At 40.4% G+C, this 13,821-nt stretch carries 14 protein-coding genes, 1 other RNA gene and 2 pseudogenes; all 17 read left to right on the top strand.

The genetic code is table 11. The annotated features are described in order from the left end of the window. Nucleotides 1-14: 14 nt before the first annotated feature. On the top strand, nt 15-821 hold the full coding sequence (locus tag C7E02_RS13490; protein ID WP_049946449.1) for an energy-coupling factor transporter transmembrane component T: 807 nt from the start codon (nt 15-17) through the stop codon (nt 819-821). After that, entirely contained in the window at nt 809-1,666 is an 858-nt protein-coding gene (locus tag C7E02_RS13485; RefSeq protein WP_029730751.1) for an energy-coupling factor ABC transporter ATP-binding protein, read from the top strand. The genes C7E02_RS13490 and C7E02_RS13485 overlap by 13 nt, the downstream gene beginning before the upstream one ends. Before the next feature lie 2 nt (nt 1,667-1,668). Further along, entirely contained in the window at nt 1,669-2,475 is an 807-nt protein-coding gene (locus C7E02_RS13480; protein WP_029730750.1) for an energy-coupling factor ABC transporter ATP-binding protein, read from the top strand. Then, complete coding sequence (locus tag C7E02_RS13475) at nt 2,469-3,659, top strand: MFS transporter (RefSeq protein WP_105309857.1); 1,191 nt, start codon at nt 2,469-2,471, stop codon at nt 3,657-3,659. The genes C7E02_RS13480 and C7E02_RS13475 overlap by 7 nt, the downstream gene beginning before the upstream one ends. Beyond that, complete coding sequence (locus C7E02_RS13470) at nt 3,659-4,420, top strand: nucleoside phosphorylase (RefSeq protein WP_022279368.1); 762 nt, start codon at nt 3,659-3,661, stop codon at nt 4,418-4,420. The genes C7E02_RS13475 and C7E02_RS13470 overlap by 1 nt, the downstream gene beginning before the upstream one ends. 45 nt (nt 4,421-4,465) lie before the next feature. Then, nucleotides 4,466-5,419 (top strand): nucleoside hydrolase, encoded by a 954-nt coding sequence (locus C7E02_RS13465; RefSeq protein WP_105309856.1) that lies wholly within the window; start codon nt 4,466-4,468, stop codon nt 5,417-5,419. Nucleotides 5,420-5,482: 63 nt separating this feature from the next. After that, on the top strand, nt 5,483-6,679 hold the full coding sequence (locus C7E02_RS13460; protein WP_022279366.1) for a hypothetical protein: 1,197 nt from the start codon (nt 5,483-5,485) through the stop codon (nt 6,677-6,679). 60 nt (nt 6,680-6,739) lie between these two features. Further along, a complete protein-coding gene (gene eno / locus C7E02_RS13455; RefSeq protein WP_022279365.1) occupies nt 6,740-8,038 on the top strand; it encodes a phosphopyruvate hydratase in 1,299 nt (432 codons plus the stop codon). Nucleotides 8,039-8,197: 159 nt separating this feature from the next. Then, on the top strand, nt 8,198-8,440 hold the full coding sequence (gene secG / locus C7E02_RS13450; RefSeq protein WP_005336987.1) for a preprotein translocase subunit SecG: 243 nt from the start codon (nt 8,198-8,200) through the stop codon (nt 8,438-8,440). A 55-nt stretch (nt 8,441-8,495) separates the two neighbouring features. Then, on the top strand, nt 8,496-10,664 hold the full coding sequence (gene rnr / locus C7E02_RS13445; RefSeq protein WP_105309855.1) for a ribonuclease R: 2,169 nt from the start codon (nt 8,496-8,498) through the stop codon (nt 10,662-10,664). After that, nucleotides 10,645-11,112: an SsrA-binding protein SmpB gene (gene smpB / locus C7E02_RS13440; RefSeq protein WP_005336994.1), complete on the top strand. Its 468-nt coding sequence runs from the start codon at nt 10,645-10,647 to the stop codon at nt 11,110-11,112. The genes rnr and smpB overlap by 20 nt, the downstream gene beginning before the upstream one ends. Before the next feature lie 66 nt (nt 11,113-11,178). Then, nucleotides 11,179-11,427 (top strand): hypothetical protein, encoded by a 249-nt coding sequence (locus C7E02_RS13435; protein WP_005334533.1) that lies wholly within the window; start codon nt 11,179-11,181, stop codon nt 11,425-11,427. Between the two features lie 220 nt (nt 11,428-11,647). Further along, nucleotides 11,648-11,997, top strand: a transfer-messenger RNA (tmRNA) gene (gene ssrA / locus C7E02_RS13430). A 176-nt stretch (nt 11,998-12,173) separates the two neighbouring features. After that, nucleotides 12,174-13,061 carry a radical SAM protein gene (locus C7E02_RS13425; protein ID WP_105309854.1) on the top strand — a complete coding sequence of 296 codons (888 nt, stop codon included), beginning with the start codon at nt 12,174-12,176 and terminating at the stop codon, nt 13,059-13,061. A 34-nt stretch (nt 13,062-13,095) separates the two neighbouring features. Beyond that, the gene (locus C7E02_RS13420; protein ID WP_005337002.1) at nt 13,096-13,317 is read left to right on the top strand and encodes a hypothetical protein; all 222 of its coding nucleotides are present in this window, start codon (nt 13,096-13,098) and stop codon (nt 13,315-13,317) included. A 227-nt stretch (nt 13,318-13,544) separates the two neighbouring features. After that, nucleotides 13,545-13,625 (top strand): annotated as a pseudogene (locus C7E02_RS20290) (hypothetical protein); the annotation flags it as partial. A gap of 24 nt (nt 13,626-13,649) precedes the next feature. Then, nucleotides 13,650-13,821 (top strand): annotated as a pseudogene (locus C7E02_RS13415) (IS607 family transposase); the annotation flags it as partial.

Raw genomic sequence — 13,821 nt, 5'->3', positions numbered from 1 at the left:
AGAAGGGGATAGATATGGAAAAATCATATTTGGAAAAGATACAGATACATAAAGAAAATAAGCTTGCAGGACTTCATCCGGGGGCAAAATTATGGGTGGTTATTCTGTATACAGTTTGTACGTTTATTTTAAATTCCATACATTTGACGGAAGTCGGATTGTCATTGGCGGTGATTCCATGGTTTTTAGTAGTGCTGATTCTATGTGCTACAAGTGGAGCAATGAAAAAGTGCGTGAAAGCATTTAAGGCTGTAGCATTTATAGCACTTGTAATTTTTGTAGTACAGACATTCATTGTTCCTGGTGGTGAAGTATTGTGGAGATTCGGTATTTTAAGAATCTGTGAGAAGGGACTTCGTACAGCGATTTCATTATCGTTTATGGTTATGGATATAGCGGGAATTTTTGTCTGGTATTTCCAGACGACAAGTAACAAAGAAATTGCAAGAGCATTGGAAGAATCTGGAATGAATTATAAGGCAGTATATGTGTTTACATCTTCCTTATCTATGATAGATATTCTGAGTGGCAATAGCAAAACAATTATGAATGCTCAGAAAGCCAGAGGTGTCGAAACAGAAGGAAATATAATCGTACGTGCGAAAGCATTTTTCCCAACATTGGTTCCACTGATCCTCGGTGCTGTAATTGGATCAGAAGAAAGAGTTTTAACACTGGAAGCTAGAGGATTTTCGATGCAGTGTGAAAAAACACATATGTTTAATCTCGAAAAATCAGGCCTGGAAAGTACTGTTAAAATTGCATCAGTTGTAGTCACAATATTAGTGATCGCAGGGAGGGTGGCATTATGGATATTATAATGGAATGTAAAAATGTTGACTATTCTTATCCACTAACAACAGAACCTGCAATTAAGCATTTAAATTTACAGATTGAAAGAGGAAAGTTTTACGGAGTCATTGGTGAAAATGGATCAGGTAAGACGACATTATGTGCTTTACTGCGAGGATTTGCTCCAAGTTTTTATAAAGGAGAAATAAAAGGAGAAGTTCTTGTAGAAGGAAAGAACATCAATGAGTATGGTGGAGAACTCTCGCAGAAAATAGGATTTGTTTTTCAAAATCCATTCACGCAAATTAGCGGAGTTAAGGATACTGTATTTGAAGAAGTTGCCTATGGACTTGAAAACTTTGGTGTTCCGGTAGAAGAAATCGAGCGCCGGGTAATCGAGGTTATGAAGATGACGAACATTGAATCACTGGCAGAGAAGAATCCGTTTGAATTATCTGGTGGACAAATGCAGAGAGTTGCGCTTGCGTCAGTTATAGTTCTGGAGCCGGATATTCTGATTATTGATGAACCGACCAGTCAGTTGGATCCAGAGGGAACAGAGAGTGTATTTGCAATTATTAAGGCAATGAAAGATAAGCAGAAGACCATTATTCTCGTGGAGCATAAGATTGATCTGATTGCAGAGTATGCGGATGATGTTCTTGTTCTGAAAGATGGAGAATTGATCGCAGTGGGGGATAAGAATGAAATATTAACAGATATTACACTCATGGAAAAAGGAGTGGCATTACCACAGGTCGTTCTTCTGGCAGTAAAGCTTCAGAAAGCAGGACTTCCATTTACTAAAATTCCGGTAACTGAAAAACAGGCCATTGAGATGATTGGTCAGGCTATGAAAGAAAAGAGGGGATAGGTATGAGTGATTTGATTTTAAAAGATGTAAGTTTTTCCTATCCAGGTGGATTTTTGGCAGTTGATCACATTAATATGGAAATAAAAAGTGGTGAAAATGTAGCAATCGTTGGTCAGAATGGCGCCGGAAAAACAACCACTGTGAAGATGATGAATGGACTTCTAAAACCAACAGAAGGGGACGTTCTAATTGGAGATATGAATACAAAAGATTATACAACTGCACAAGTATCAAGGGTAGTTGGATACGTATTCCAAAATCCAGATGATCAGATTTTCCATGCAACAGTTGAAAGTGAGGTTCGTTATGGACCAAAAACTATGAAACTAGATCCTGCAGAGGAAGACCGGAGAGTGCAGGAGGCACTTGAAATTACGGGCATGGAAGAATTTAAGGATGAAAATCCAATGAATTTACCTCTTTCCATGAGAAAATTTGTAACCATTGCAGCCGTAATTGCGATGGGAACAGAAATTTTAATTTTTGATGAGCCAACGGCCGGTCAGGATGTGGAAGGAAACAAAAAATTAAGTGAGATTTTGAAGGTGTTACATGGACAGGGAAAAACTGTTATTACAATTTCTCATGATATGGAGTTTGTAGCTGCCAACTTTGATAAGGTGATTGTAATGGCGAAGAAAAAAGTTGTCCGGTCAGGGACACCAAAAGAAATTTTTTGGGATTTTGAGTCTTTGGAGCATGCAATGCTGAAGCAGCCGTATGTCAGCAGAGTATGTAAAGCGTTGAATATTGGTGGTAATGTCATCAGTATCGCAGACGCAGTAGAAGGGATTATGAGTCAATGTTAAAAAAACAGAATAAATACAAAATGGTAGCATTTCTGGCATTTGCGTTGTACTTTTTGACCGGGGCGGCCTGCATTGTAGTAGGAAGCAGTTTGTCCCATCTGGTAAAGATGTATGGGATTGCATTAGATAAAGTAGTACTTCTTGGTTCTGCTTATGCGTTAGGACGAGTTCTTACTGTATATTTTACAGGAAGGATGGTGGAAAAGTTTGGACCAATAAAAGTACTGGCAGTCGGAACCGTGCTGATTGGAGCATTCTTAATCGGAATACCCACTGTGCCTGTATATTATGCAGGTTTGGCTTTTGCATTTCTTGGTGGAGCCGGAATGGGAACGCAAGATACAGTGTGCCCGGTATTATTAAGTATGGCATTTCATGATACTTACGCAGGAGCAATGAGTGCAGGACAGGCATTTTTTGGCCTTGGCAATTTCACTACACCGTTCCTCGTTGGAATTATGCTGTCGGGAAAACTACCATTTTATTATTCCTATTATATTCTGATGATTGTGCCTGTGGTTATGCTTTGCTGTATTCCATTTGCAAAAAAAGAAATACAGGGAGCAAAACAGGAAGGAGAAGAGGAACAGGAACAACAAGTAAAACCGCTTCGGGCAAAGAAAATGAGCGTAGCATTTGGAGCAATTATTGTTGGAGATATTGCATACTGTGCAGTTGTCAATGGAATTATGACTTATACGTCAAGTTTTGCAGAAAGTCTGGGAATTGCATCTTCAACAGCAGCATTCATGCTGACAGTATATAATGTGGGCTGTTTTGTTGGCTCTATGGCATTTGTTGTAATCTTAAGAAAAGTAAGGGAGCAGACAGTATTGCTGGTCAATAGTGTTGGTGGTGTTGTAGCAATTATTCTGATGCTTTTAGTGGATCAGATTCCGGTATATTTTGCATGCCTTGCAATTGCAGGATTCTTCCTCGGAGTATTGTTCAGCGTCTATGTGACAATTGCGACAAGGATTGATTATAAACATGTCAGTAGAGCGGCATCGCTTATGGGAACAGCCGGTGGCGGCTCTGATATTTTGACACCTGTAATTACAGGTGCAATGGTAGGGTTATGGGGAGTGAGAATTGCGTATGTATATGTCATTATTATGAGTGCGGTCAGTATCCTGGCAGCAATTGTACTTCGCATGAACACTTCAGAAGAGGAGGATTTGTAATGGCAATTCAGAGTAAAGAAGTATTAAATGAAGAAGGAAAACAATATCATATTCAATGTAAAAAAGGTGATGTGGGAAAATATGTGTTGGTGCCGGGTGATCCATTCCGTACAGATGCAATTGCACAAATGTTTGATGATCCAGTATTGGTTGCCCATAATCGTGAGCATAAGACATGGACGGGAACATTAAACGGCGAGAAAGTATCTGTTACAAGTACAGGAATGGGAGGACCTTCTGCAGCAATTGCGATAGAGGAACTGATCCATTGTGGTGCTGAAACATTTATCCGTGTAGGTACTTGTGGAAGAATCTGCCCGGAAAGTTATGATGAAAGTCTGGAAGGTGTTATTATTACAGGTGCAGTCAGAGATGAAGGCACGACAGTTCATTATGTACCGATTGAATATCCGGCAATGGCAGACCGTCATGTGACAGATGCTCTTGCAAGAGCCTGTGAAGCAAAAGGCTATAAATTTGCAGAAGGAGTGGCTCAGTCAAAGGATTCTTTCTATGGTCAGCATGATCCGGACAGTATGCCAAACAGCGGAAGACTTCATCAGAGATGGGAAGCATGGGAAAAGAGCGGTGTTATGGCTTCAGAGATGGAGACAGCAGCATTATTTATTGTATCCATGATTCGTGGAGTGAGAGCAGGAGCAATTATGGCTTATGGAAGTATGAATGACCATACAATTGAACTTGCATGCGATGCAATCAAAATTTTAATTGAAGAAGATAAGAAAAAAGCAGGAAAATAAACTCCGTTTATAACAATTAATTATAAGAAGACAGGGAGGAGTTGAATGATGGAAAAAGAAAAAAAGAAAATCATTATTGATACAGATTGTGGGTCTGATGATGCAATGGCGATTGCGATGGCACTCAATGATCTGACCTATGAGATTCAACTGATAACAACGGTATCTGGTAATGTACCGGTACAACAGGCGACAATTAATACACTCACTACAATCGAATATGCAGGAACTTATGAGCCTCCGGTTTATATGGGATGTGAAAAAATGCTGCTACGTGAATTAGAGTGTGCATATGAGACCCATGGACAAGATGGCATGGGAGATATTGGACTTGTGCCGAAACGACTGAAAGCTGCAGAAGGAAATGGTGTTATAAAATTAATAGAAGCGTTAAGAAACAGTGAACCAGGTGAGATTGATATTGTAGCGCTTGGACCATTGACAAACCTTGCAATTGCAATTCGTCTGGATTATGAAGTTATGAAAAAAGCTGGACGTATTGTGATTATGGGAACCGCAGGACTCGGAGATGGAAATGTAACTCCAGTAGCAGAATTTAATATCTGGCAGGATGCAGAAGCGGCGAAGATTGTTACAGAATCAGGTTTGGACAATATTATTTTTGTAGGCTGGGATGCATGTCTTGGAGACTGCATGTTAAATCCAAAAGAAATCAAGGAGATTCGGGAAAGTGGAAAGTTAGGGAAATTTGTCATTGACTGTAATAAAAATCTCCTGGAAATGAATCGGGAACGGTTTGGAGACGATTATCTGGATATGGCAGATCCATCTGCAATGTCAGCAGCGCTTTATCCTGAATGTATTGAGAAGTGTGAAAAATATTACTGTGAAGTTGATGTATCAGCCGGACCAAGTTATGGTGCTGTACTGGTAGATGTAAATAATGTTACTGGAAAAGAACCAAATGTATATATATGTAGTAAACTATATGCGGACAAATATAAAGAATATATATACCGTACTTTGAAAGTGAAATAAGTTTTGCCCCGCCATGGATTGGCGGGGTATTTTACAATTTTAAATAGGAAGGATAATTTGACTATGGAAGAATTAAAGGTAAAATTTTTGATGGGACCTCCGGATTGTAATGATCCGCATATTCCAGAATACAGTGAAAATTATTTGAAAGAGCTTGGGAAAGTATTGGGAATGCCGGTAGTCTGTCGGGAAATCGAAGAGGTAAAGAATCAGGCTCTTTCGGTTTACTTTATAGCCTCTGGTGGTGCGGAACCGGGATTTAAAGAAGTATACAAACAAGTAAAAGAACCGTATATTTTATTAACAACACCAGCTTATAATTCACTAGCAGCTGCAATGGAAATTATGGGTTTTTTACAGGAACAAGGATTGGAAGGAGAGATTCTTCATGGTTCTTATGAAGAAATATCCAAAAGATTACATATATTATTGCGGACAGCAAATGCGAAAAAGAAATTAAATGGAATGAGACTGGGATGTTTTGGAGAACCAGGTGGTCTGATTGCAAGTAATGTGGAGTTTCAAATGTTTCAGTCTGCAACTGGTGCAATTATGGAAATATATGATTTAAATGAATTGATTGATGAATACAGGGATGGTGGATATATAGAGAATAAATATACACAACAGTTATTGGAAAAAGGTTATAATTTAGAAGAAACGGAAAAAGCATTAAATGTGTATGGTGCTTTAAAAAGGTTAATAAAAAAATACGATTTGAATGCTGTGACGGTAAGATGCTTTGATTTATTAAAAGCAGTACATACAACGGGATGCCTGGCGCTTGCAATACTAAATGCTGAGGGAATTCCTGCTGCATGTGAAGGCGATCAAAAAAGTCTGATTAGTATGGTAATTTTAAATGCTTTAACAGGCGGGTCAGGCTTTATGGCCAATCCAAGCTGTATGGATTCTGAAAAGAAAGAAATCATCTTTGCACATTGTACATTGCCGATTGATATGCCGGATGATTATAATCTTACCACTCATTTTGAATCTGGAGTTGGAGTAGCAGTAGCAGGAAATCTTGAATCGCAGGAAATGACAATTTTTAAATGTGATGAAACAATGAAAAGATACTATGCAGGAAGAGCTACTTTGCTAGAAACAATGCATAGGAAAGATTTGTGCAGAACACAGATGAAATTATATTTGGAAGATGGAACAGAATATTTTGCTAAATACCCAATTAGTAATCATCACATTATATGCAAAGGTGACTGGAAAGAAGTTATTGACCAGTTTTTTGAACAAATGTAAATAAGAGCATGATTTGGCAGATTTGGCGCATACTATCTCTACGAAAAGGAGGGCATCAGTATGTATAAATATCTGCCAATTACAGATGTATACGCAAGAGAAATATTAGATTCCCGCGGGAATCCGACGATAGAAGTGGAAGTGCTGGCAGGAGATGAATTCTGCGGACGGGCAAGTGTACCGTCGGGCGCTTCCACAGGTCAGTTTGAAGCACTGGAATTACGTGACGGGGAAAAAAGATACGCCGGGCTTGGTGTGGAACGGGCGGTAGATCATGTGAATGCAAAGATTGCACCTGGTATTATCGGAATGAACGTATTTGACCAGGCAGCTTTAGATACATTTCTTATAGGTTTAGATGGTACAGGGGATAAATCAAACTTGGGAGCCAATGCTATGTTAGGCGTATCCATGGCAACAGCAAGGGCGGCGGCGACTGCGATAGGACTTCCACTCTATTCCTATCTTGGCGGGGCAAATGCAAAGCGTATGCCGGTTCCGATGATGAATATTATGAACGGTGGCAGACATGCCGACAACACCATTGATATTCAGGAATTTATGATTATGCCGGTAGGAGCGAAAAACTTTAAAGAAGGACTTCGTATGTGTGCAGAAATCTATCATTCTCTGAAAAAATTGTTGAAAAAAGAAGAATTATCCACCGCTGTTGGGGATGAAGGTGGATTTGCCCCGAACCTTCCAGATGCCCAGGCAGCACTTGCCTATATCGTGCGTGCAACGGAAGAAGCCGGATATAAGGCAGGTGAGGAAGTATCACTGGCACTTGATGTGGCAGCAACAGAACTTTATGATAGAAGCTTTAAGAAATATGTGTTCGAAGGGGAAAGTAAGACAAAAGATTACAAAGTCATTCGGTCATCAGAAGAGCTGATCGATTATTATGAAGGGTTAATTGAACAGTTCCCAATTGTATCGATTGAAGATCCACTGGACGAAGAAGACTGGGATGGATGGGAGCTTCTGACAACAAGATTGGGATTGCACACACAGCTTGTTGGAGATGATCTGTTTGTGACAAACACAAAGAGATTAAAAAAAGGAATCGAGAAAGAAGTTGCCAATGCAATTCTCATAAAAGTGAATCAGATTGGAACACTGACAGAGGCACTGGATACGGTAGAGATGGCGCAGAAAGCCGGTTACAGAACGATTGTATCACACCGTTCCGGGGAGACAGCAGATACCTTGATAGCAGATCTTGCAGTAGCAGTAGGGGCAGGTCAGATCAAGACCGGAGCGCCATGTAGAAGCGAACGGGTAGAGAAATACAACCAGCTTCTACGGATAGAAGAACGGCTCGGAGATGTGGCAGAATATCAGAATCCATTTAAATGATAGAAAAAATGTTATAATTGCACAAAAGGGACACCGTTAATCGTTGAGGGGGACGTAGCATTTTGTCAAAATGCTACGTCCCCCTCAAAATAAAGTGCTTGCGAAATCAACCTTACTGTGCTAAACTAAATATGGTTTTATCTACAGGAGGTGTGTGTAATGGATATTTTAAAAATTGTTCTTATGATTTTATTTGCAATAGATTGTATCGCATTGACAGCCATTGTACTGATGCAGGAAGGTAAGTCTGCAGGACTTGGAGCTATCAGCGGAATTGCTGATACTTATTGGGGTCAGAACAAAGGCCGTTCAATGGAAGGAGCACTTGTAAAGTCTACAAAGTTCCTTGCGATTCTGTTTGTTGTACTGGCAGCAGTGTTGAATTTGAAAGTATTTGCTTAAGAGAAGAGGAAAAGCACTCCTGTATAGGAGTGCTTTTTTTGACAGTGGAGGAGCGATGAGCGATAAGACATTTGAGAAAAGAAAGAAAATTATATATGATTTTATCTGTGATGATATGTATGTGCCAATGAAGTTCAAAGAGATGGCTATGGTCCTGCAGGTGAATAAGGAGCAGCGGGATGAGCTTCGTCAGGTGCTGGAATCATTGGAAGAGGAAGGTAAGATCTGTCTCAGTAAGCGTGGAAAGTACTGTAAAGGTGAGGCGAAGCGTCTTCAGGGAACTTACCGTGCGAATCAGAGAGGGTTTGGTTTTGTTATCATTCCTGAGGAGGATCAGGATATTTTTATCGGGGAGGACGATGCCGGCGGAGCGCTGGACGGTGACATAGTAGAAGTGATTATTACGAAGGCTTCTGATCGTGATGGAAAGCGCCGGGAAGGTAAGATTGTAAAGATTGTGGAGCGTGGTCTTACAACAGTTGTCGGTCTTTATCAGAAGAAGGGCAACAAGAGTTATGGCTTTGTCATTCCGGATAACCAGAGAATTCTTCAGGACATTTTTATTCCAGAGGGTAAGTCAAAAGAAGCTGTAGACGGGCATAAAGTTGTAGTTGAACTGACTTCTTACGGTGAGAAAGGCAGAAGTCCGGAAGGAAGGATTGTAGAGATTATCGGTCATGTCAATGATCCGGGAACAGATATTATGTCTATTGTAAAAGGATATGATCTTCCGGTAGAATTCCCAGAGAAGGTGCTGAATCAGGCAGAGCGTGTATCAAAGCCGGTCAGTGAGGCAGACATGCAGGGAAGAAAAGACATCCGTGACTGGCAGATGGTCACCATTGATGGCGAGGATGCGAAGGATCTTGATGATGCCGTGTCTGTTGTGAAAAATGGTGAAAATTATATTCTTGGTGTGCATATTGCTGATGTTACGAACTATGTACAAGAGAATAGTGCGCTGGATCGGGAAGCGCTGAAGCGTGGAACAAGTGTATATCTGGCAGACCGTGTTATTCCGATGCTGCCACATACATTGTCTAACGGAATTTGTTCGTTAAATGCCGGAGAAGACCGTCTGGCGCTTAGCTGTATTATGACAGTAGACCAGAAAGGAATGGTCATTGACCATGAGATTGCAGAGACGGTTATCCATGTGGACCGCCGTATGAGTTATACAAGTGTGGCAAAGATTCTGGAAGACGAGGATCTGGCAGAAATGCAGGAATACGAGGAACTGGTGCCGATGTTCCAGCGTATGCTGGAACTGTCAAAGATTCTGAGAGCCAGAAGAAAACAGAGAGGTTCCATTGATTTCGATTTTCCGGAAACGAAAATGATTCTTGATGAGAATGGCCATCCAATCGATATCAAACCTTATGACCGAAATGTTGCGACAAAGATTATTGAGGACTTTATGCTTCTGGCAAATGAGACTGTTGCAGAAGATTATTACTGGCAGGAGATGCCTTTTGTATACAGAGTACATGAAGCTCCAGATGATGAAAAGATCCGGGCGCTTGCAACATTTATTAATAATTTTGGATTCTCTATGCATATCGGGGCCAATGAAGTGCGTCCGAAAGAGATTCAGAAATTACTTGGAAAAGTAGAAGGAACACCGCAGGAAGCATTGATCAGCCGACTTGCGCTGCGCTCTATGAAACAAGCCAGATATACGCCGGAGAACTCCGGACATTTCGGATTGGCAGCGAATTATTATACACATTTTACATCACCGATTCGTCGTTACCCGGATCTTCAGATCCATCGGATCATCAAAGATAACCTGCGGGGACGGATGAATGGTGAACGCATGGAACATTATCGCAAGATATTGGAAGAAGTGACGAAGCATGCCAGTGAGACGGAGCGGCGCGCTGACGAGGCGGAACGCGAGACTGTGAAGCTTAAGAAAGTAGAATATATGTCAGACCGTATTGGAAATGTTTACACAGGCGTAATCTCCAGTGTGACGAAATGGGGCATGTATGTGGAACTTCCGAATACGATCGAGGGTCTGATTCATGTTGCCAATATGCGTGATGACCATTATAATTACGATGAAAGCCGTTATGAGATGGTGGGCGAACGCACCGGAAAAGTCTACAAGCTTGGACAGGAAGTTCGTGTAAGAGTTGCTGATACGGACCGGTTGATGCGTACCATTGATTTTGTAATTGCGAAGGAGAGGGACGAAGAAAATGGCGAAGACGAATGGTAAGATGATTGCTAATAACAAAAAGGCATATCATGATTATTTTATACTGGATACTTATGAGGCCGGAATTGTGCTTCATGGAACCGAAGTGAAGTCACTTCGTATGGGAAAATGCAGCATCAAGGAGTCTTTTATCCGCATTGAAAATGGGGAGGTATTTATCTATGGTATGCATATCAGTCCATATGAAAAAGGAAATATCTTTAATAAAGATCCTCTTCGTGTGAAGAAGCTAATGTTGCACAAAGCAGAGATCAATAAATTGATTGGCAAGACAAAAGAAAAAGGAATGGCAATCGTACCATTAAAGGTATATTTTAAGGGAAGCCTTGTAAAAGTGGAGATTGGTCTGGCAAAAGGTAAGAAACTGTATGACAAGAGACAGGATATTGCCAAAAAAGACCAGCAGAGAGAAGCAAGCCGTGACTTTAAAATCCGCAATCTGGGCTAAGATGAAAGAAAATGTGCAGTAAATGTGGATAAGAATTGTAAAAGACGTAGAAAAGGTGGATAATATATGGTACCTGTAAAAAAAGAAGACTTGAGAAAATTAGTGACAGATACAACGGTTGAGATTTATGAGGAGCTGACACCTCAACTGGTGAAGCTGATTCAGGATACGAAGAAGAATACAGAACTGACAGAGGGGCAGAAGCAGGATGAGATTTCTCTTCATATGATGGGATATGTAAAATCCTGTACAAATGAGATCATCATACAGGTTCTGTCAGAGATTCTGGGACTTGAAGACGAGGATGAAGAGTAAAATTGTCCTGGCCAGGTATAAATGTGATTTGTCAGAAAAAGAGAAAATATTGATTCGAAAAACAGAATTTTTGTTAGATAATACTGAAATGATAAAAAATATGAAAAAGTATAATAGATAGGACTTGATTTTTTGAAGTATTAGTGTTAGTATATGTATACAAACGTCTGCCGACCAGTAAACTGGATTGACGACAATCGTCATTTTTAGAAGTAATTCAGGGCTTGTACTGGTTTCGACGGGGGTCTGGAAGTTGGGGAAGCCATCCGTAGCGGGACACTACGATAAAAGTTCCACTTTAAAATTAAACGCAGACGAAAATTTAGCGTACGCTGCCTAATTGCGGCAGCAGTCGGCCTTAGGTCATCCGTTGCTTAAGTAACCGGCTTCAAACAGACGGAGCACTTCGTTCTCAAAGCTTTGAGGGAATGGAAGATTTTATGAAGCTACTAAGATCAGTAACCCGTCATTAGGTGACTGATGGAGGGAATGTCAAAGTAATGACTGTGATGGGAGAAGCTCTGGTGGATGGGCTTTCGGACGCGGGTTCAACTCCCGCCAGGTCCACTAAACAAACAAGTCGAACTTTTTGTATGAAGGAATCATATAAGAAGTCCGGCTTGTTTTTGGTAATGAAGAAAATTATAATAGAACTGAATTTAAAGGACAAAAGTATATGACGTTCTGCGGACGTTATTGTAGGAAATGCCTCGGTGCCATAAATGAAAATAAGGAGTGTGAAAACTATGCACCAGACAGGACAGATATACAGACCGCCATCGGAAGCCAGTGTACAGAGACTGGAGGTTACAATAGGCTGTTCTCATAATAAATGTTCTTTTTGTACCATGTACAGGAAGACACCGTTTCGTGTTGCGCCGCTTGAAGATGTGGAGATGGATTTAAAAGAACTTCACGACAGAGGCGAGAAGATTACGAGAATCTATCTGACGAACGGAGATCCCTTTGTACTTGGGACCGACAGACTTGTAAAAATTGCAGAGTTGGTTCATCAGTATCTGCCGGAAGTAGAGGTACTTACCTGCTATGCTTCTATTCAGAATCTGAAAGCAAAATCACTGGAAGAGTTGAAGCTTCTGAAAAGTGTCGGATATGATGAGCTGTATGTAGGACTTGAGACGGCATATGCCCCGGCGGTAAAACTGATCAATAAGGGCTTTACGGTCGAAGAAGCTTATGAAAATATCGGAAAGCTGAAAGAGGCAGGAATGAAGTATTCAGCGCTTTTAATGCTTGGAATTGGTGGAAAAGGGCATAGCAAAGAAAGTGTAGAAGCCACGGCGGCTCTTCTGAATAAGTATCCGCCATACCGTGTATCTCCTCTTTCAACAGCGGTTTTACGCGGAAGTGAGCTGGAAGAGCTTTGCGATAAAGGAGAGTATGTACAGCTTACAGAGCGTGAACTGATAGAGGAAGAAAAAATGCTGCTTCGTGCATTAAAGATAAATGACTGCATTTTCTTCGGAAGTCACCCATATAATCTGATTACGATCAGCGGAGTCCTGCCACAGGACAGAGAGGAGATTATTAAGCATCTGGATTCTGAGATGGCGGCGTGGGATAGAGATCAGCCGGGATTTCTGGATACAGTTTGGAAGAGGACAGATATGTAGAAAAAATATACGATGCAGAGTGATACAGGATGCTTTGTATACGGAAATATCAATTGCGGATGATGGAATTGGAAATTTCTTTGTTTCAAAAGTGATTCGAAAATTTGCAATCTGGTCACAGGCACATGTATTTGTTTCAGGCAGATATAGTGAAGAAGAGCTGATTCAGTCACATTTGATAGCATACTATACAAAATTATCATCCATCGGAACGATGGTTGTAATGAAGCTGGGAAATGATTCGGCATGTGAATAGGTTTGAGAATTCTTAAACTTTTTAAGAAGAAAAATTTTCACACATAGCACATATTTTCCTGTTATACTATAAAATATGACGGGAAATATGTGCTATTCGCGTCTAAGCGTAAGAAATAAAAAATCAGAATGTACAGTTCGTACAGGGAGGTCATTAACAGTTAAAGATAAATTATAAAATCATATAAGTAGATATTGAGTTTTATAAGATATTAGACTAGAATATTATTGAAAGGAGTTGATACTTTGAGTAAATATTATTCTATACACGAATTTTCAAAAATTATAGGCGTATCTGCTCAGACATTACGAAATTGGGATGCAAATGGAAATATTGATAATACTGAAAAATCGGAACAGCAGGAACTTGTTGAAGACCTGGTTCAAATAATCACAGTATTCAGCTGCAAATTACAAGGAAAACGAGCGAACAAAGCTAAGAAACTTATCCGGGAATTGATACAGGAGGAAACAGATGGTAAAAGCCATAAAAGTAATGCTGATA

Origin of the sequence: Dorea sp. Marseille-P4042, assembly GCF_900290215.1 — a bacterium.
Taxonomy (GTDB): domain Bacteria; phylum Bacillota; class Clostridia; order Lachnospirales; family Lachnospiraceae; genus Dorea; species Dorea formicigenerans.
The sequence above is the reverse complement of the archived record's forward strand: the minus strand, read 5'-3'. Positions and strand labels throughout refer to the sequence as shown.

What these genes read in the sequence shown, in the direction of transcription:
- C7E02_RS13490 (WP_049946449.1), top strand. Translation starts at nt 15, where the DNA reads ATGGAAAAATCATATTTGGAAAAGATACAGATACATAAAGAAAATAAG.
- C7E02_RS13485 (WP_029730751.1), top strand. Translation starts at nt 809, where the DNA reads ATGGATATTATAATGGAATGTAAAAATGTTGACTATTCTTATCCACTA.
- C7E02_RS13480 (WP_029730750.1), top strand. Translation starts at nt 1,669, where the DNA reads ATGAGTGATTTGATTTTAAAAGATGTAAGTTTTTCCTATCCAGGTGGA.
- C7E02_RS13475 (WP_105309857.1), top strand. Translation starts at nt 2,469, where the DNA reads ATGTTAAAAAAACAGAATAAATACAAAATGGTAGCATTTCTGGCATTT.
- C7E02_RS13470 (WP_022279368.1), top strand. Translation starts at nt 3,659, where the DNA reads ATGGCAATTCAGAGTAAAGAAGTATTAAATGAAGAAGGAAAACAATAT.
- C7E02_RS13465 (WP_105309856.1), top strand. Translation starts at nt 4,466, where the DNA reads ATGATGGAAAAAGAAAAAAAGAAAATCATTATTGATACAGATTGTGGG.
- C7E02_RS13460 (WP_022279366.1), top strand. Translation starts at nt 5,483, where the DNA reads ATGGAAGAATTAAAGGTAAAATTTTTGATGGGACCTCCGGATTGTAAT.
- eno (WP_022279365.1), top strand. Translation starts at nt 6,740, where the DNA reads ATGTATAAATATCTGCCAATTACAGATGTATACGCAAGAGAAATATTA.
- secG (WP_005336987.1), top strand. Translation starts at nt 8,198, where the DNA reads ATGGATATTTTAAAAATTGTTCTTATGATTTTATTTGCAATAGATTGT.
- rnr (WP_105309855.1), top strand. Translation starts at nt 8,496, where the DNA reads ATGAGCGATAAGACATTTGAGAAAAGAAAGAAAATTATATATGATTTT.
- smpB (WP_005336994.1), top strand. Translation starts at nt 10,645, where the DNA reads ATGGCGAAGACGAATGGTAAGATGATTGCTAATAACAAAAAGGCATAT.
- C7E02_RS13435 (WP_005334533.1), top strand. Translation starts at nt 11,179, where the DNA reads ATGGTACCTGTAAAAAAAGAAGACTTGAGAAAATTAGTGACAGATACA.
- C7E02_RS13425 (WP_105309854.1), top strand. Translation starts at nt 12,174, where the DNA reads ATGCACCAGACAGGACAGATATACAGACCGCCATCGGAAGCCAGTGTA.